We start from the raw sequence: 17,384 nt of genomic DNA, 5'->3' as shown, positions 1-17,384 counted from the left end.
GCCTCTCAGGTCACGTCGTCGTATCCGTTGACGCGGTCCCTGCTCGCCTGCTCGGGCAGCGCCCGGGCGGCGGAGACGGTCTCGACCTCGCCGATCGCCTCGGGGGTCAGGTCCAGGTCGGAGGCCTCGTCGTCGTCGGGGCCCATTTCGTCACGGCGGCGCCTGCGGCGGTCGTTGACCAGGGAGACGGCGACGGCCGCGAAGTACAGGAACCAGATCGGTCCGGCGAGGGCCATCATGGTCAGCGGGTCCGTGCTGGGCGTCGCGATGGCCGCGAACACGGTGATGCCCATGATCATGCCGCGCCACCAGCCGAGCATGCGCTTGCCGGTGATGGCGCCGGTGAAGTTGAGCATCACCAGCAGCAGCGGCAGCTCGAAGGAGAGACCGAAGACGATCACCATGCGCGTGACGAGGTCGAGCAGGTCGTCGAGCGGCAGCAGGTTGTCCACGCCGAACGGGGTGAACTCGATCAGGACTTCGGCCGTCTTGGGCAGCACCTTGTAGGCGAAGAAGGCGCCGGCCAGGAAGAGCGGGGTGCCCGTGGCGACGAACGCGTAGGCGTACTTCCGCTCGTGCTTGTGCAGGCCGGGGGCGACGAAGGCCCACAGCTGGTACAACCAGACCGGTGCGGCCAGCACGACACCGGCCATCAGGGACACCTTCAGGGCCAGCGTGAACGGCGCGAGCAGACCGTTGATCGTGATCTGCGCGCACGGATTCTCGTCGCGCGCCGTCTTGGCCAGTTCCTCGAACGACTTCGGGCAGCCGACCGACTCGAGGACCGGCTTGGTGAAGAAGTTGATGATGTCCTGATAGAAGAAGGCGGCGACGACCGTGATCACGACGATCGCGAGCAGCGCTTTCGCGAGCCGGTTGCGGAGCTCACGAAGGTGCTCCGCGAGGGGCATCCGCCCCTCGGGATCCTTCTCCTCATTGCGGGCAGACTTCAGCAACCCACGTTCCCATCTCGTGCGGCGGGCCGGAGGTCACCGGCCCTGCGTCAGCGCTTCGTGGAGTCCGTCGGCTCGGTGACCGGGCGTGAGCTGTTCACGTCGCCGGGGGAAGCCTGGATGATGCGCTGAGCCGGGGGCTGCTGGTCGTCGCCCGTGTTGTTCGGCGGGTCGGCCGGGGCGGCGGACTTGCCGTCGTCCTTCATCGCCTTGGCCTCGCTCTTCAGGATGCGCGCGGACTTGCCGAGCGAGCGCGCCATGTCCGGAAGCTTCTTCGCGCCGAACAGCAGGATGATGACGACGAGGATGAGAATGATCTCGGGGGCTCCGAGCCTTCCGAACATAAGTCTTTACCTTCTCACCGAGGCTGCTGGGATGGGATTGCCGTCCGATCGGTCGGACATGTGTCCGAACGATCGCGTTGACAGCGATCGTAACGCTCAGGGGTAAACGTCAGGCAATCCCCGTGCGTACTCCCTGTCCGCGGGCCGGGCCTCGTTCTCCGGCCGCGACCAGCAGCGTACCTGGCCCCCACGGCAAGTTGACAGGGCGAAGTGGCCCAAAACGCATCGGGCGCAGGACTCACACCCAATCCTTGGGGGGCCTAGAGGGAGTCCACAGCCCGGGCCGCGCTCATACTGGCCCGCTCCAGATCCTCGGCCGCCCTGCTGATGCGCTGCGCGGAGTCCGTGACCTGCCGGCCCAGGCGCTGCGCCTCCAGGAAGACCCGCACGGCGAGCACACCGAGGACGGCGAGACCCAGGAAACCCACAGCTACCGCGAACATCGGCCAGAACATGAAGGCGAGCCTAGACCGTCCTACACCGTGGAATGCAGCCGCAGGGTGCTGACCCCGCCGCCCGTCAACAGCTCGACGACCCGCTCGCCGGCCGGCTTACGGACGGAGGCGCCGCACTCGGGGCAGGTGAAGGAGTAGAACGTCGTACGGCTGGTCGCGCCGATGACGAGCCGCAGGGCGCTCGCGGCGAGCTCGAAACGGCCCCGGCAGTCCGGGCAGCCCGCCTTGAACACCACCTGGGTCACGCTTCTCATCCCGGCGAAAGCGGAAGCCACCGTCATACCCCGTACACCGGACGTCGCCGACTCGCTCAAGCCCCTGCTCCCGCCTGTCGCACTGCCTTGCCGAACTGCCTGTCCTACTGTCCGTCGTCGACTCCATGCGCTTCGTGAGCGCCCCGCACCTCTATCCCGTCGTACGCCGCCAGCGCTTCGCGGGCCGCCTGCCGGGCGCTGTCGGCCAGCTCGGGCGGCGAGACGATCCGGCCGTCGCGGCCGAGCCGCAGGGCCAGGCGGCGCAGTGAGGTGGGGTCGGGAGTACGCAGGGAGATACGCAGTCCGCCGTCCGCCAGCTCATCCGCGCTGTCGTGCGGGTAGTACTCCGCGACCCAGCGTCCGGCCGGAGCCACCTCGACGACGACCTCCGGATCCTCCGCCGCGGGCTGCACCAGCCCCTCCGACAGGTCCCGCAGTTCGACCTCGGGCGGCGCGGACGGCTCGTCGAGGATCTTGATCTCGGCGACCCGGTCCAGCCGGAAGGTGCGGCGCGCCTCGGAGCGCCGGCACCAGGCCTCGACATAGGTGTGGCCGACGCTGACCAGGCGGATGGGATCGATCTCGCGCTCGGTGACCTCGTCGCGGGCCGGCGAGTAGTAGCGGATCCACAGCCGGCGCCGCTCGGAGATCGCCCGATCGACGTCGGCGAAGACACCGCCCTCGGACTCGAAGGTCACCGACAGCCGGGAGCTGGCGCCGGCCGCCTCCCCCGCCGCGGCCTCCACCTTGGCCGTCGCCCGCAGCAGCGCCTGCCGGTCACTCTCGCGCAGCCCCGGCAGTGTGGAGACGGCACGGGCGGCCACCAGCAACGCGGTCGCCTCGTCGGCGGCGATCCGCAGCGGCTCGGCGACGTCGTCGGGGTTGTGCCACCAGATGCGCTCGCCGTCGGTGTCGATGTCGAGCAGGTCGCCGCCGCGGAAACTGGTGCCGCACATGGGCAGCACGTCCAGGTCGGAGACCAGCTCGTCCTCGGAGATGCCGAATGCGCGCGCGACGTCTTCGACGCGGGCGCCGGGACGCTCCCTCAGATATGTCACCAGGGAGAGCATCCGCCGGGTCTGGTCGATGGCGCTCGTGGGCCTGACCGGTTTACCTGCCACTGTGTCGCTCCGCTCCCCCTCAGCCCTTGGCCACGGCACGCAGCCGGTCCACCACATCGGCCCGCAGCTCGGCGGGCTCCACGACCACCACGTCCGGCCCGAACTCGACCAGCCAGGCATCCAGCCCATGGCCGTACGGAATCTCCAACTCGTCCCAGCCGTCCCCGAGTTCCCGCACCGACCTGGCCTTCGCCCGAAGGGGGTACCCGGCGTCCGTGCGCAGCCGGATCAGCGCGGAGCGGTCGGCGGTCTCCCCCGCCCAGCTCGCGACCGTCTCGCGCACGGTGACGACATCGGGGACCTCGGCGGTGAAACGGCCGCTGCGGCTGCGCACCTTGCCGGTGATCCGGGACAGCCGGAAGACCCGCTCGGCACCACGGTCCCGGTCCCAGCCCGCGAGATACCAGTGGCCGCGCCAGCACTCCAGCGCCCACGGCTCGACATGCCGCGTCTCGGGGCGGGCGGCGGTGGCCTTGCGGTAGTCGAAGACGACCGGGCGACGGTCACGGCAGGCCAGCATCAACGGCTCGAACGCCGCCTCGTGCACCGGGATTCGGGGCTCCAGCGCGCCGTGCGCCTCATACGGGTCGACGTCCTCCAGCAGTCCCGCCGCGCGCAGTTTCTGCAGGGCGCCGCTGGCCGCGCCCGCGAGCCGGGCCTGCTGCCACACCTTGGCGGCCAGGCCCAGGGCGGCGGCCTCCTCGGCGTCCAGGGTGACGGGCGCGAGGCGGTTGCTGTCGCGGCGGGCCAGATAGCCGACCTCGCCGTCGAGGTTCTCCACCGTCTCGATGACCAGGCCGAGCTCGCGCAGATCGTCCTTGTCGCGCTCGAACATCCGGTTGAAGGAGTCGTCGCTGCCCGCTTCGAGATAGGCCTCGATGGACTCACGCAGCTCGCGCTTGCTCAGCGGCCGCCGCGTCCCGAGCAGACACAGCGCCAGGTTCATGAGCCGCTCGGCCTTGGCAATGGCCATCGACGCCCTTCGCCTTCCCTATGGTGCTTACGAGCGTTGACCGTACCGCTCCGAAGTGGCCCGGCAAAAGCCGAGGCCCATGCCCGCACAGGCATGGGCCCCAGGTAGTCGGCTCCGGTCGTGCGCCGATCACAGCCGACGACCGGACGCGACGAGTCCGACGACGATCAGACGCCGAGCAGGTCGACCACGAAGATCAGCGTCTCACCGGGCTTGATCAGCGGGGTCGGGCTCTGGTTGCCGTAGGCGAGGTGCGCCGGGATGGTCAGCTGGCGGCGGCCGCCGACCTTCATGCCCTGCACGCCCTGGTCCCAGCCCTTGATGACGCGGCCGCCACCCAGCGGGAAGCGGAACGGCGTGCCGCGGTTCCAGCTCGCGTCGAACTCCTCACCGGTGCTGAAGGCCACGCCCACGTAGTGGACGGTGACGGTCTGGCCCGCCTGCGCAACCGCGCCGTCGCCCTCCCAGATGTCCTTGATCTCGAGGTCCGCCGGGGGCTCGCCGCCCGGGAAGTCGATCTCGGGCTTGTCGATGCTCACGTCCTACGCTCCAAGCTTGTTGTGGAAAGGCAACGGCCCCAGTCTTTCATCACCCCGGGCGACGTCACATCTTGGCCAGGATGTCCACCGTGAACACCAGGGTGGCGCCCTTGGCGATGTGGCTGTCCGGCGGCGGGTTGTCGCCGTATGCCAGGTCCGGCGGGATGACGATCAGCACGCGGCTGCCGACCTTCTTGCCCGTCAGCCCCTGCGACCAGCCCGGGACGACCTGCTGCAGCGGGAACGACACCAGCTGCTTCTTGGCGTACGTCGAGTCGAACTGCTTGCCGTCCGACCACTGCACGCCCTTGTACTGCACCAGCACGGTGTTCTCCGCCGTGAGCTCGTCGCCGTCGCCCTCGAGGACGTAGTTCGCCACCAGCTTCTTCGGCGGGTCCGTCTTGGGGACCTCGAGGGAGGGCGCCTTGCCGTCGGTGTTGGTGCCGACCTTGGGCAGGTCGACGTTGTCCTGCGCGACCTCGGTGCCCTTGGCGGAGCTCTTGCTGTTGAAGGTGTCCTGGATGTCGACCACGAACACCAGCGTGTCGGTGCCCTTGATACCGGCCTGGGCGTTGCCCTCCTTGCCGTAGCCCCAGGTCGGGGGTACGGCCATCTCGACGCGGCTGCCGGTCTTCTTGCCGACCAGGCCGTACCGCCAGCCGTCGATGATGCGGCCCTGGGCGAGCTGGATGAGCAGGGGTGCCTTGCGGTCGTAGGAGTTGTCGAAGACCTTGGCAGTGGCCCAGATCTGGCCCAGGTAGTTCGCCTGGATGTAGTCGTTCTCCGCGACCGTCGTGCCGTTGCCCGCGATCACCGTCTTCACCGCGAGGTCCTTCGACGGCTCACCGCTGCCCTTGGCGACCGTCGGCTTCTCGTCGAACTTCGTGCCCGCCGTGATCTTCGGCAGCGGACCGTCCACGATCTTGGGCGACGGCGCGGCCGATCCCTCCGGGGCCGACGGCGACGGGCTGTCGCTCGCCTTGCTGGAGTCGGCCTTGTCGTCACCGCATCCGGCGAGCGTGACCAGTCCTGCGGGTACGGCGATGAGAAGTGAGCGTCGGCGCACGGTGGGGGCCTCGTAATCGTCGATCTTGTGGATGGCGTGCGCGCAACTCTACGGCGTGAGCAGGGCGCCGTACGGAAACGTACGGCGCCCGTGTTGCGTTCCGGCCGACCGCGCCGGCCAAGGGGAACGCGTCACTCACTTACCGGCCATCACATACCGGCGATCAGTTTCTCCACCCGGTCGTCCACCGAACGGAACGGGTCCTTGCACAACACCGTGCGCTGCGCCTGGTCGTTCAGCTTCAGATGGACCCAGTCGACGGTGAAGTCCCGGCGCTGTTCCTGAGCCCTGCGGATGAAATCACCGCGCAGCCGGGCCCGAGTGGTCTGCGGCGGGACGGACTTGCCCTCGAAGATCTTCAAGTCGTTGCAGATACGCGCTGCTTGACCCTTCTTCTCCAGCAGGTAGTAGAGGCCACGACGCCGGTGGATGTCGTGGTAGGCGAGGTCTATCTGCGCGACCCGCGGATGCGACATGGTCATGTTGTGCTTGGCCCGGTACCGCTCGATGAGCTTGTACTTCATCACCCAGTCGATCTCGGTGCCGATCCGGTCGAGGTCCTCGGCCTCGATCGCGTCCAGCGTGCGGCCCCACAGCTCCAGGACCTGCTCGACCGTGCCGGTGCGGATGCCTCGGCGCTCGCAGAAGTCCACGGCCTTCTCGTAGTACTCGCGCTGCACCTCCAGCGCGGAGGCCTCGCGGCCGCTGGCCAGCCGCACCTTGCGCCGGCCGGTGATGTCGTGGCTGACCTCGCGGATCGCCCGGATCGGGTTCTCCAGGGTCAGGTCGCGCATCACGGTGCCCGCCTCGATCATGCGCAGCACCAGGTCGGTCGCGCCGACCTTGAGCAGCATGGTCGTCTCGGACATGTTCGAGTCGCCCACGATGACGTGCAGGCGGCGGTAGCGCTCGGCGTCCGCGTGCGGCTCGTCGCGCGTGTTGATGATCGGCCGGGAACGGGTCGTCGCCGAGGAGACGCCCTCCCAGATGTGCTCGGCCCGCTGGCTGACGCAGTACACCGCGCCCCGCGGGGTCTGCAGCACCTTTCCGGCGCCGCACAGAAGCTGCCTCGTGACGAGGAACGGAATGAGGATGTCCGCGAGCCGGGAGAACTCGCCGTGGCGCGCGACGAGATAGTTCTCGTGGCAGCCGTAGGAGTTGCCCGCCGAGTCGGTGTTGTTCTTGAAGAGGTAGACGTCGCCCGCGATTCCTTCCTCGTGCAGGCGTCGTTCGGCGTCCACCAGGAGTCCTTCGAGAATGCGCTCGCCTGCTTTGTCGTGGGTGACCAGTTCGGTCACGTTGTCACATTCGGGTGTGGCGTATTCCGGATGTGATCCCACGTCGAGATAGAGGCGGGCGCCGTTTCGCAGAAAGACATTGCTGCTGCGGCCCCATGACACGACACGGCGGAAGAGGTACCGCGCCACCTCGTCAGGCGACAGGCGGCGCTGTCCCCTGAACGTGCACGTGACGCCGTACTCGTTCTCCAGCCCGAAAATGCGGCGGTCCATGACTGAACATTACGCCCGATCCCCTGAGCTGAAACGGGGTTCGACAGCACGGTTTGGATCATTTTCCGATGAAGCCGCAACCACCGCACCCCTGCCGGGAGCTGCGAGGACCCGTCCGGTGGCCAGCAGGACCAGCAACGACACCGCCCCTGCCCCACCCGGCACGGCGAACCCCCAGAAGGCCCCGCCCGCCTCGACGACCGGACCCGCGAGGCCCGTTCCGACCGACGCGCCCACCGTGAACGTGGTCACCAGCCAGGAGAAGGCCTCGGTGACCGTCCCCCGCGGCGCGTGCCGGTCGACCAGCACGAAGGCACAGGCGATACAGGGCGCCAGAAACACACCCGCGAGCACCGCCAGAAGCGTCATGGCGACCGCACCCGGCATCAGCATCAGCGGCAGGTAACACACCGCCAGAAGCGCCACCAGCACCCGCAGTCGCCGGGCCGGCTCGCCGCCCCACTCCCGCGACCCGTACACCGTGCCGCCGATCAGCGCGCCCAGGCCCAGGCCCGCCATCAGCCAGCCGTACACCACGTCACCGCCGTTGTCGTCCGCGTACGACACGGCCGCCACCGCGATGGAGCCCATCGCCATGCCGACGAACAGGAAGGACGCGAGCAGCGCCAGCAGCCCCGCCGAGCGCAGCGCGCCCAGCCAGTGCGCCTCGCGCGGCGCCGAGCGCCACGCGCGCGAAGGCGGCGAGACGACCACCGACAGCGCGCCCAGCACCCCGATGACGTTCAGGACGAGCAGCGCCGCCTGCGCCGACCACAGCGACGCACACAGCGTCAGCAGCAACGGTCCGACGGTGAACATGACTTCCTGCGCCACGGCGTCCATCGCGTACGCCGTGTGCACCTGGCCCTCCTTGGGCAGGACTGATGACCACAGTGCCCGCAGGCCGCCCTCCAGGGGCGGTGTGAACAGTCCCGAGGCCGCCACCGCGGCGTACGCGAGCGGCAGCGCGCCGATGCCCACGAAGGCGAACGCGGCCATCGCGAGGGCCGAGGCGATCGCGGCGGGCAGCTGCACCCGGGGCTGGCCGTGCAGGTCCACCAGCCGCCCCAGCAGCGGCTGACCGACCGCGTTGGCGACCCCGTACACAGCCGCCAGGGCACCGGCCAGGCTGTAGGAACCGCCCTCCGAGCGCACGAACAGCAGGATGGCGAGCGCGGCGACGGCGTTCGGCAGCCGCCCGGTGAGCGTGCCGACGAGCAGCCGGGCGGCATGCCTCGCCCTGAGGATCTCCACGTATGCGCCGGTCATCGGCCGCGCCGCCCTCCGCTGAAGTTTTACGTATAACGTCCTTCGTCATACGTACCATGTGCGCTGTTCAGGAGTCCAGACGAAGAAGCAGGTGCACGGTGGCACACGGCAGCACCCGCCCCACCAGCCGGGACGTGGCCCAGGTGGCGGGCGTGTCCCAGGCAGCGGTCTCACTGGTGCTCGGCGACAAGTGGCGCGGACGGGTCTCCGAGGCCACGGCCGAACGGGTCCGCGAGGCCGCCCGCGAACTGGGCTACCGGCCCAATCTCGCCGCCCGCAACCTCCGCCTCGGCCACACCAGAACCGTACTCCTGGTGGTCCCCGCCCTCACCACCGAATTCTTCGCGGGCGTCTACACCGGCGCCGCCCGCGTCGCCGCCCGGCACGGCTTCGGCGTCGTCCTCTACCCCTCCCCCGAAGGCATCGGCCCAGCCCGCAACCCCTTCGCATCCGCCCAGGCCGCCCTCGACGGCGTGATCGCCTCCTCCATGGCCGCCGACGCCCTCACCGCCATCCGCGGCGACCAGCTCCCCCTGGTCATGCTGGACAGCGACCCGGCCGGCAGCCTGGGCGCCGCGACCGTGAACCTGGACATCGCCGACGGTGTCCGCCAGATCGCCGAGCACCTGCTGGGCCTCGGCCACCAGCGCATCCTGCATCTCGCCGCCGACATCGCGTCCTGGACCTTCGAGGTACGCGCACGCGAACTGGCCGCACGGGTCGGCGCAGTACCAGGCACCTCGCTGCTCACCGTTCGCGCGCCCATCGCCATCGACGGGGCGCAGACCGCCACCACGACCGCCCTCGCCGCCAAGGGCCCCCGCCCCACGGCGATCGTCTGCGACGACGACAAGCTCGCCGCCGGCGCCTACAAAGCCGTACGCCGCCTCGGCCTGCGCATCCCCGACGACATCTCCGTCACCGGCCTGGACGACCTCGCCCTCGCCACCGCCATCGACCCGGAGCTGACGACCGTCCGCCTGGACGCCGAGCTGTTCGGGGAGCGCGGCATGGAAGCCCTCCTGGCGGTCCTGGAGGGCCGAGAACCCGAGGAGGGCGACATTCCGGTCCAACTCGCCGTACGAGGCTCCACAGCCCCGCCCAGCACGCCCTGACGGGCCCCCCAACGCCCTGTGCCCCGGCCGAGCGGTCGGCCGGGGCACAGTAAGGGCAGGATGAAGCGGGGCGGGGAACTACTCGTCGGAAGCGCCGGACTCGTCGGAGTCCTCGTCGTCGGCACTCTCGGCCCCGGTGGCCGCGCCACCGGCCTCCAGCAGCCGAGCCAGCTCACGACCCACGATGCGCCTGAACTTCCGTGACTGCGGACGCGTACGGTCCAGCACCGCGACCTCCAGCCGCTCGGCCGGGATCTCCCGCTGCGAGCCGTTCGACTCACGGGACAGCGCCTGCACGGCCAGCTCCAGGGCCTCGGCGAGGGTCATGCCGTCCTGGTGACGCTGATCCAAGTAGGTGCTGATCAGCTCGGCATTGCCACCCACCGCGACCGAACCGTGCTCGTCCACGATCGACCCGTCGTGCGGCAGCCGGTAGATCTGGTCACCCTCGGGAGTCACCCCCACCTCGGCCACGACCAGCTCCACCTCGTACGGCTTCTCGGCCGCGGAGGAGAAGATCGTGCCCAGCGTCTGGGCGTAGACGTTGGCCAGACCACGGGCGGTCACATCATCACGGTCATAGGTGTAGCCACGAAGATCGGCGTACCGGACACCGCCGATCCGCAAGTTCTCGTACTCGTTGTACTTGCCGGCCGCCGCGAAGCCGATGCGGTCGTAGATCTCGCTGAACTTGTGCAGCGCACGGGACGGGTTCTCACCGACGAACACGATGCCGTCGGCGTACTGGAGGACGACCAGGCTGCGGCCACGGGCGATGCCCTTGCGCGCGTACTCCGCCCGGTCGGCCATGGCCTGCTGGGGTGAGACATAGAACGGCGTCGACACCGGTTATCCGTCCCTTTCTGTCGAAGTCACAGGATCACCTTGATAAGACCGAGCCGTCGCCTACAGCAGCGCGGCGCGCGGGCCGTCGGGCTGCTCCAGACGCCGCTCCAGGATGGAACGGGCGATCTCGGAGGACTCGTCATCGCCCAGACGACGGAAACCGTCCTCGGTGATCACGGTGACGATCGGGTAGATCCGGCGGGCGACATCGGGACCACCGGTCGCCGAGTCGTCGTCAGCCGCGTCGTAGAGGGCCTGCACCACGAGCGTCGTGGCATCGGACTCGCTCAGGTCATCACGGAAGAGCTTCTTCATGGCGCCACGCGCGAAGATCGAACCGGAGCCGGTGGCGGCGAAGCCGTGCTCCTCGGAACGGCCACCGGTGACGTCGTACGAGAAGATCCGCCCCCTCTCGCGATCGACGTCGTACCCGGCGAAGAGCGGCACGACGGCCAGCCCCTGCATCGCCATGCCCAGGTTCGACCGGATCATCGTCGACAGCCGGTTCGCCTTGCCCTCCAGCGACAGCTGGGCACCCTCGACCTTCTCGAAGTGCTCCAGCTCCAGCTGGAAGAGCTTGACCATCTCGACGGCCAGGCCTGCCGTGCCGGCGATGCCGACAGCCGAGTACTCGTCCGCCGGGAAGACCTTCTCGATGTCCCGCTGCGCGATGACGTTGCCCATGGTGGCGCGACGGTCACCGGCGAGCACGACACCACCGGGGAACGTCACGGACACGATCGTCGTGCCGTGCGGCGCCTCGATCACACCCTGCGTGGGCGGGAGTTGACGCTTGCCGGGCAGCAGCTCCGGCTGGTGGTCGGAGAGAAAGTCCATGAACGAGGACGACCCAGGCGTCAGGAAGGCAGCTGGTAGACGCCCGGTGCTACGAGTGTTGGCTTCCACGCGATTCCTTCCAAGTAAGCGGCGGCCCGGCGGACGGCGTCGGGATCGTCACCCAACTTGCCGATGGCCGAATTGCAGTTGAAGCACAGTACGCCACGGACCCTACCCGTCTCGTGGCAGTGATCCACATGTGCGGCCGGAGCTTTCAGGCAGATCACGCAGAGCCCCATTTGAGAGGCGATCATCTCGTCGCGTTCGGCTTCGGTGATGCCGTAGTGGCGCTTGAGATGGCCTGCCTGCCCCTTAATGGCCTTGCATGGCTTGCAGAGCGTCGCGAAGCCGTCCGAAGCGCTGCGATTCCGCGTCCACTCACTGTGCGGTTTGATCTTGCCGCACGTGCGGCAGTACTTGTGGCCTGCGGGTACATCCACTCGCGGCCGCACGTTGCGCCCCTTGGCCACCTGCCGCGCCTGGTGGTACGCCGACGCACACTCCCGGCAGTAGACCTGCAGCCCATCACGCATCGCCTTGTTCCTTGCGAAGGCTGTCCGAGGCTTGTCCTCCTCGCACCGCGGACAGCGCTTCACACCTTGCTCTTCTTGCACTCGATGCCCCCGTTAGCCACAAGCCTTCAATTCGAAGGGAAAAGCGGCCTACTGCCCACCTTTTTGCACGAAGGAGCGAACGAAATCCTCTGCGTTCTCCTCGAGCACATCATCGATTTCGTCCAGAACCGAGTCGACGTCATCGCTCAGCTTCTCCTGGCGCTCCTTGAGGTCCTCGGAAGCCTGCGCTTCCGCTGCCTGCTCCTCGACCTCCTCAGTGGAACGCGTGGCCTTCTGCTGTCCGCCGCCGGTGTCCTTGGTTGCCATATCCCTCACCCCGCTCAGTTCGCCCGACATGGTCGACAGGTCGGCATTCCTGCCGATCGGTGATGATCAGACCCTACAAGCCGGGTCTGACATCGGCCCCGCAGTTTCTCCAACGTACGGGGGCCACCTCGATGATTCCCGGACGCCGGGTTTTCCACCCTGCCCACCGACGTCCGGCCGACACCGCCCGAGTACCCCTCAGCCGCCTGAAAGGACCTTGACCAGGTCTTCCGCGGTGCGACAGCGGTCCAGGAGCTCCTTGACGTGATTTCGCGTTCCGCGAAGCGGTTCGAGGGTTGGGACGCGCTGGAGGGAGTCCCGGCCGGGGAGATCGAAGATGACCGAGTCCCAGGAAGCCGCGGCGACGTCGTCGGCGTACTGCTCCAGGCAGCGGCCGCGGAAGTACGCCCGGGTGTCCTCCGGCGGCTTCGCCTTCGCCCGTTCGACGGTTTCCTCGTCCAGGAGGCGCTTCATGCGTCCGCGGGCCGCCAGACGGTTGTAGAGGCCCTTCTCGGGGCGTACGTCGGCGTACTGGAGGTCGACGAGGTGCAGCCGGGCGGCGTCCCAGTCGAGGTTGTCGCGGCGGCGGTAGCCCTCCATGAGCTCCCGCTTGGCGACCCAGTCCAGTTCGCCGGCGAGGCTCATGGGATCCCGCTCCAGGCGGTTCAGGGTGTCCTCCCAGCGGGTGAGGACGTCCTTGGTCTGCTCGTCGGCGTCCGCGCCGAAGCGCTCCTCCACGTACTTGCGCGACAGCTCGTAGTACTCCATCTGGAGCTGTACCGCGGTGAGTGTGCGACCGCTACGGAGGGTGACCAGCCGCTTCAGGGACGGGTCGTGCGACACCTGGTGCAGTGTGCGTACGGGCTGGTCGACGGCGAGGTCCACGGCGATGAAGCCGTCCTCGATCATCGACAGCACCAGGGCCGTGGTGCCCAGCTTGAGGTAGGTCGAGATCTCGGAGAGGTTCGCGTCGCCGATGATCACATGGAGGCGGCGGTACTTCTCCGCGTCCGCGTGCGGCTCGTCGCGGGTGTTGATGATGGGGCGCTTGAGGGTCGTCTCCAGGCCCACCTCGACCTCGAAGTAGTCCGCGCGCTGGCTGAGCTGGAAGCCGTGCTCGTGGCCGTCCTGGCCGATGCCGACGCGGCCCGCTCCGGCGAAGACCTGACGGGAGACGAAGAAGGGCGTGAGGTGGCGCACGATGTCCGAGAAGGGGGTCTCCCGCTTCATCAGGTAGTTCTCGTGCGTGCCGTAGGAGGCGCCCTTGTTGTCGGTGTTGTTCTTGTAGAGGTGGATGGGCTGGGCACCGGGCAGCTGGGCCGCGCGCTCGGCGGCCTCCGCCATGATCCGCTCGCCGGCCTTGTCCCACAGCACGGCGTCCCGTGGGTTGGTGACCTCCGGGGAGCTGTATTCGGGGTGCGCGTGGTCGACGTAGAGCCTGGCGCCATTGGTGAGGATCACATTGGCCAGCCCGATGTCCTCGTCGGTGAGCTGGCTGGCGTCGGCGGCCTCACGGGCGAGGTCGAAGCCTCGCGCGTCCCGCAGCGGATTCTCCTCCTCGAAGTCCCAGCGAGCCCGGCGGGCCCGGTGCATCGCCGCCGCGTAGGCGTTGACGATCTGGGATGAGGTGAGCATGGCATTGGCGTTGGGGTGGCCGGGGACGGAGATCCCGTACTCCGTCTCGATGCCCATTACTCGCCGTACGGTCATGCGGCCCTCCTTGCCCGGCGGCACCCTCGGTCGTGGGCGCCGCACAAGTACCGCTGGCGCTCGGTTGCGTGTGCGGTGCCCGTCCCCGCACTGCGCGACTTGGCGGTACGGAAGAGCCTAGAGCGCCTTTGTCCTGGTGGGGAGATCATTTGCGTCATTGCCTTGCACGCCTTGTGTTCCGATCCTGGCCCGAAAAACAGTCGGCTGCGGGTACCCGGTGAGGGCACCCGCAGCCGCCCTGCCTTTTACAGGTACTGACCGGTGTTGGCCACCGTGTCGATGGAGCGTCCGGTGTCCGCGCCCTGCTTTCCGGTGATCAGGGTGCGGATGTAGACGATCCGCTCGCCCTTCTTTCCGGAGATCCGGGCCCAGTCGTCCGGGTTGGTGGTGTTCGGCAGGTCCTCGTTCTCCTTGAACTCGTCCACGCATGCCTGGAGGAGGTGGGAGACGCGGAGGCCCTTCTGGTTGTGCTCCAGGAAGTCCTTGATCGCCATCTTCTTGGCGCGGCCCACGATGTTCTCGATCATGGCGCCGGAGTTGAAGTCCTTGAAGTAGAGGACTTCCTTGTCGCCGTTGGCGTAGGTGACTTCCAGGAAGCGGTTCTCCTCGGATTCGGCGTACATCTGCTCGACGGCGGTCTGGATCATGCTCTGGACCGTCATCGACTTGTCGCCGCTGTGCTCGCCGACGTCCTCGGGGTGGAGCGGGAGCCGCTGGGTGAGGTACTTGCCGAAGATGTCCTTGGCGGCCTCGGCGTCGGGACGCTCGATCTTGATCTTCACGTCCAGGCGGCCGGGGCGCAGGATGGCCGGGTCGATCATGTCCTCGCGGTTGGAGGCGCCGATCACGACCACGTTCTGCAGGCCTTCCACACCGTCGATCTCGGCGAGCAGCTGCGGGACGATGGTGTTCTCCACGTCCGAGCTGACACCGGAGCCGCGGGTGCGGAAGAGGGACTCCATCTCGTCGAAGAAGACGATGACGGGCGTGCCCTCGCTGGCCTTCTCACGCGCACGCTGGAAGACGAGGCGGATCTGCCGCTCGGTCTCGCCGACGTACTTGTTCAGCAGCTCGGGGCCCTTGATGTTGAGGAAGAAGCTCTTGCCGGAGGCCTGGCCGGTGACCTCGGCGACCTTCTTGGCCAGCGAGTTGGCGACGGCCTTGGCGATGAGCGTCTTGCCGCATCCGGGGGGCCCGTAGAGGAGGACGCCCTTGGGCGGCCGCAGTTCGTGCTCCTTGAACAGGTCCGGGTAGAGGTAAGGGAGCTCGACCGCGTCGCGGATCATCTCGATCTGGTTGCCGAGGCCACCGATCGATTCGTAGCCGATGTCCGGGACTTCCTCGAGGACGAGTTCCTCGACCTCGCTCTTCGGAACGATCTCGTAGACATAGCCGGAGCGGGGTTCGAGCAGGAGGGCGTCGCCGGGGCGGATGGTGATGCCCCGCAGCGGCTCGGCGAGCCGGACCACGCGCTCCTCGTCGGTGTGCCCGAGTACCAGGGCACGCTCGCCGTCCTCGAGGATCTCCTTGAGGGTGACGATGTCGCCGACGCTCTCGAACTCCATGGCCTCGACCACGTTGAGCGCTTCGTTGAGCATCACTTCCTGGCCGCGCCGGAGGTCGTCGAGTTCGACGCTCGGGCTGACATTCACGCGGAGTTTGCGGCCTCCGGTGAAGATGTCGGCGGTGGCGTCCTCGTTGGCTTGCAGGAAGACACCGAAGCCGGCCGGCGGCTGCGCGAGCCGGTCGACCTCTTCCTTGAGGGCCACGATCTGGTCTCGGGCCTCACGGAGCGTGTTGGCCAGTCGCTCGTTCTGTGCGGACACACCGGCCAGATTCGTCTGCAACTCGACGATCCGCTCTTCGAGAATCCTCGTGTGCCGCGGAGAGTCGGCGAGCTTGCGTCGCAGGACGGCGATCTCCTGCTCAAGGTAAGCGATCTGCCCGGCCGGGTCGTCGGACCCCCGTCCCGGGCGGATGCCGCGGTTCATGTCGTCGTCGTGGGCTGCCACGGTCCTCACCTCCTCCAAGGGGAGCTGGACGCTTCCAGACCCTACCTGGGTGGGTGTCGATTGAAACCCCTAGATCACAAAGACGGTCGGGGTGTGTCCGATCTTCACCCTTGCGCTCTCCCTCACGCCAGGGGAATACCCACCGCACATGATTGGAACCCAGGTCCAGGTAGGGTCAAAGTGTTCAACACCCGTCAGAGCTGGCCGGATTCCCGTGCGGCTCGGGGGCAGGCAGACGGCAGGAGAGATGAGCGTGGAGCAGACGGCCGGGGTCGAGAGTGAGGCGCTGGAGGTCTGGATCGACCAGGATCTCTGTACCGGCGACGGCATCTGCGCCCAGTACGCGCCCGAGGTGTTCGAGCTGGACATCGACGGTCTGGCCTATGTGAAGGGCTCCGAGGACGAGCTTTTGCAGGCCAAGGGGGCAACAACGCCCGTACCGCTGCCCCTTCTCACGGATGTGGTGGATTCGGCGAAGGAGTGCCCGGGCGACTGCATCCATGTGCGTCGCGTTTCGGACAGGGTCGAGGTGTACGGCCCGGACGCCGAGTGACCTTGCGCATACGGGGTGTTACGACTGTCTGATTTCTCACAACGCTCGGTGGCGTGGGTCAGACGCTGTGGGCACCGGCCGGTGTCGAGCGGACGAACGCGCCATTTTTCCACTGCCACTTCGCGCTGTCCTTCACGTCGGGGCAGCAACGCGGCACGTCGTCCGACGAGTAGCCGAGCAGGCTCGCGTTGACCGCTCCGTCACGGACAGCGACGTCACTGACGGTGATGTTGTCCTTCGGGTCGATGAGGGTCGCGACGAGGCGGGGCGCGGCCGCGGCCTTGGCGTGGGTGAGGACGTAGACACCGTCGGGCGGGGTGCCCATCGGGGAGTCGCAGTGCACGACGGCCACGGTCTCGGGGCTGCCGTCGCCGTCGAGGTCTCCGGTGGCCTTCTTGACCACGATCGCCTTCACGGGGCCGCATTCGAGCGGAAAGTCGGCGCGCGCGGGGTCGGGCGGTGTGAGCACGGCGGCGGCGTGCTTCGTCTCCGGACCGGCTGCCTGGGCCGCGGTCGCCGAGTTGGGCTGGAGGACCGAGGAGAAGGCCACGACTCCGGCGACCGCTGTGGCGGTGGCGAGCCAGTGGATGGGCCGGGTGTGGGTGTGTGCCAGTTCCGGGACGGCGGATTGCTGCACTAGGAGCGTCTCCTGTGAGGGCTGTGCCGGTGGGGGTGGGTGGCCAGCATCGTGCCACACGTCACATGCTGGGGGAACGGCGGGGGTGTGGAGTTCACGTGCCGGATGTCCGGCGGTTCGGGGTGCGCACGGGGCGTGCGGCGTGCTCAGGCCGTTCGGTCATGGGCGCGTCGCGTCAACATGAGGGGTCAACCAAAAGGCGCTGTGGGTGGGGGCGCAGTATTTTGCTTAGAACCCCCACCACCCCCCCACCGGTTCCGAGCGGAGAGCGGACGGGCCTCACTAGAAGAGGTCCCCCCGTAGGTTGG

19 protein-coding genes are annotated in these 17,384 nt (G+C 68.1%); 2 read left to right on the top strand and 17 right to left on the bottom strand.

The window, feature by feature from the left end; all coding sequences use genetic code 11:
- Positions 1 to 5: 5 nt before the first annotated feature.
- The 10 genes from tatC to ACFQ6S_RS34350 all read right to left on the bottom strand — a co-directional run bounded on the left by tatC (position 6) and on the right by ACFQ6S_RS34350 (position 8,485).
- Positions 6 to 956, bottom strand: a complete 951-nt coding sequence (tatC, locus tag ACFQ6S_RS34395) for a twin-arginine translocase subunit TatC (RefSeq protein WP_383418534.1) — start codon at positions 954 to 956, stop codon at positions 6 to 8.
- Positions 957 to 1,003: 47 nt separating this feature from the next.
- Positions 1,004 to 1,297, bottom strand: coding sequence for a Sec-independent protein translocase subunit TatA (tatA, locus tag ACFQ6S_RS34390; protein ID WP_383418532.1), 294 nt, complete (start codon positions 1,295 to 1,297; stop codon positions 1,004 to 1,006).
- Positions 1,298 to 1,557: 260 nt separating this feature from the next.
- Positions 1,558 to 1,752: a hypothetical protein gene (locus ACFQ6S_RS34385; protein WP_030956492.1), complete on the bottom strand. Its 195-nt coding sequence runs from the start codon at positions 1,750 to 1,752 to the stop codon at positions 1,558 to 1,560.
- 20 nt (positions 1,753 to 1,772) lie between these two features.
- Positions 1,773 to 2,066: a hypothetical protein gene (locus tag ACFQ6S_RS34380; protein WP_383418530.1), complete on the bottom strand. Its 294-nt coding sequence runs from the start codon at positions 2,064 to 2,066 to the stop codon at positions 1,773 to 1,775.
- Between the two features lie 44 nt (positions 2,067 to 2,110).
- Positions 2,111 to 3,127 (bottom strand): helix-turn-helix transcriptional regulator, encoded by a 1,017-nt coding sequence (locus ACFQ6S_RS34375; protein WP_383418528.1) that lies wholly within the window; start codon positions 3,125 to 3,127, stop codon positions 2,111 to 2,113.
- A gap of 19 nt (positions 3,128 to 3,146) precedes the next feature.
- Positions 3,147 to 4,100: a helix-turn-helix transcriptional regulator gene (locus ACFQ6S_RS34370; protein ID WP_383418526.1), complete on the bottom strand. Its 954-nt coding sequence runs from the start codon at positions 4,098 to 4,100 to the stop codon at positions 3,147 to 3,149.
- A gap of 167 nt (positions 4,101 to 4,267) precedes the next feature.
- Entirely contained in the window at positions 4,268 to 4,639 is a 372-nt protein-coding gene (locus ACFQ6S_RS34365) for an FKBP-type peptidyl-prolyl cis-trans isomerase (protein ID WP_383418524.1), read from the bottom strand.
- Positions 4,640 to 4,703: 64 nt separating this feature from the next.
- Positions 4,704 to 5,705, bottom strand: coding sequence for an FKBP-type peptidyl-prolyl cis-trans isomerase (locus ACFQ6S_RS34360; RefSeq protein ID WP_383418522.1), 1,002 nt, complete (start codon positions 5,703 to 5,705; stop codon positions 4,704 to 4,706).
- A gap of 149 nt (positions 5,706 to 5,854) precedes the next feature.
- Positions 5,855 to 7,216 (bottom strand): Pup--protein ligase, encoded by a 1,362-nt coding sequence (gene pafA / locus ACFQ6S_RS34355; protein ID WP_028801611.1) that lies wholly within the window; start codon positions 7,214 to 7,216, stop codon positions 5,855 to 5,857.
- A gap of 9 nt (positions 7,217 to 7,225) precedes the next feature.
- Positions 7,226 to 8,485 (bottom strand): MFS transporter, encoded by a 1,260-nt coding sequence (locus ACFQ6S_RS34350; RefSeq protein ID WP_383418520.1) that lies wholly within the window; start codon positions 8,483 to 8,485, stop codon positions 7,226 to 7,228.
- Between the two features lie 98 nt (positions 8,486 to 8,583).
- Here ACFQ6S_RS34350 and ACFQ6S_RS34345 point away from each other — a divergent pair, with 98 nt between their 5' ends.
- Positions 8,584 to 9,600 (top strand): LacI family DNA-binding transcriptional regulator, encoded by a 1,017-nt coding sequence (locus ACFQ6S_RS34345; RefSeq protein WP_383418518.1) that lies wholly within the window; start codon positions 8,584 to 8,586, stop codon positions 9,598 to 9,600.
- 78 nt (positions 9,601 to 9,678) lie between these two features.
- Here ACFQ6S_RS34345 and prcA read toward each other — a convergent pair whose 3' ends face one another.
- The 6 genes from prcA to arc form a co-directional block, all read right to left on the bottom strand.
- A complete protein-coding gene (gene prcA / locus ACFQ6S_RS34340) occupies positions 9,679 to 10,446 on the bottom strand; it encodes a proteasome subunit alpha (protein WP_383418516.1) in 768 nt (255 codons plus the stop codon).
- 60 nt (positions 10,447 to 10,506) lie between these two features.
- On the bottom strand, positions 10,507 to 11,352 hold the full coding sequence (gene prcB / locus ACFQ6S_RS34335; RefSeq protein ID WP_383418514.1) for a proteasome subunit beta: 846 nt from the start codon (positions 11,350 to 11,352) through the stop codon (positions 10,507 to 10,509).
- Positions 11,304 to 11,816: an endonuclease VII domain-containing protein gene (locus ACFQ6S_RS34330; protein WP_383418512.1), complete on the bottom strand. Its 513-nt coding sequence runs from the start codon at positions 11,814 to 11,816 to the stop codon at positions 11,304 to 11,306. Before ACFQ6S_RS34330 ends, prcB begins: the two co-directional genes overlap by 49 nt.
- Before the next feature lie 129 nt (positions 11,817 to 11,945).
- Positions 11,946 to 12,164, bottom strand: coding sequence for a ubiquitin-like protein Pup (locus ACFQ6S_RS34325; protein WP_030244016.1), 219 nt, complete (start codon positions 12,162 to 12,164; stop codon positions 11,946 to 11,948).
- 198 nt (positions 12,165 to 12,362) lie between these two features.
- Entirely contained in the window at positions 12,363 to 13,874 is a 1,512-nt protein-coding gene (gene dop, locus ACFQ6S_RS34320) for a depupylase/deamidase Dop (RefSeq protein WP_383418509.1), read from the bottom strand.
- A gap of 245 nt (positions 13,875 to 14,119) precedes the next feature.
- Positions 14,120 to 15,886 (bottom strand): proteasome ATPase, encoded by a 1,767-nt coding sequence (gene arc, locus ACFQ6S_RS34315; RefSeq protein WP_383418507.1) that lies wholly within the window; start codon positions 15,884 to 15,886, stop codon positions 14,120 to 14,122.
- Between the two features lie 247 nt (positions 15,887 to 16,133).
- Between arc and ACFQ6S_RS34310 the strand changes: the two genes are divergently transcribed.
- Positions 16,134 to 16,439, top strand: coding sequence for a ferredoxin (locus ACFQ6S_RS34310; protein ID WP_383418505.1), 306 nt, complete (start codon positions 16,134 to 16,136; stop codon positions 16,437 to 16,439).
- Positions 16,440 to 16,497: 58 nt separating this feature from the next.
- Here ACFQ6S_RS34310 and ACFQ6S_RS34305 read toward each other — a convergent pair whose 3' ends face one another.
- Positions 16,498 to 17,076 (bottom strand): hypothetical protein, encoded by a 579-nt coding sequence (locus ACFQ6S_RS34305; RefSeq protein WP_383418503.1) that lies wholly within the window; start codon positions 17,074 to 17,076, stop codon positions 16,498 to 16,500.
- Between the last annotated feature and the right edge of the window lie 308 nt (positions 17,077 to 17,384).

The organism is Streptomyces sp. NPDC056479, assembly GCF_042795335.1.
Lineage (GTDB): Bacteria > Actinomycetota > Actinomycetes > Streptomycetales > Streptomycetaceae > Streptomyces.
The sequence above is the reverse complement of the archived record's forward strand: the minus strand, read 5'-3'. Positions and strand labels throughout refer to the sequence as shown.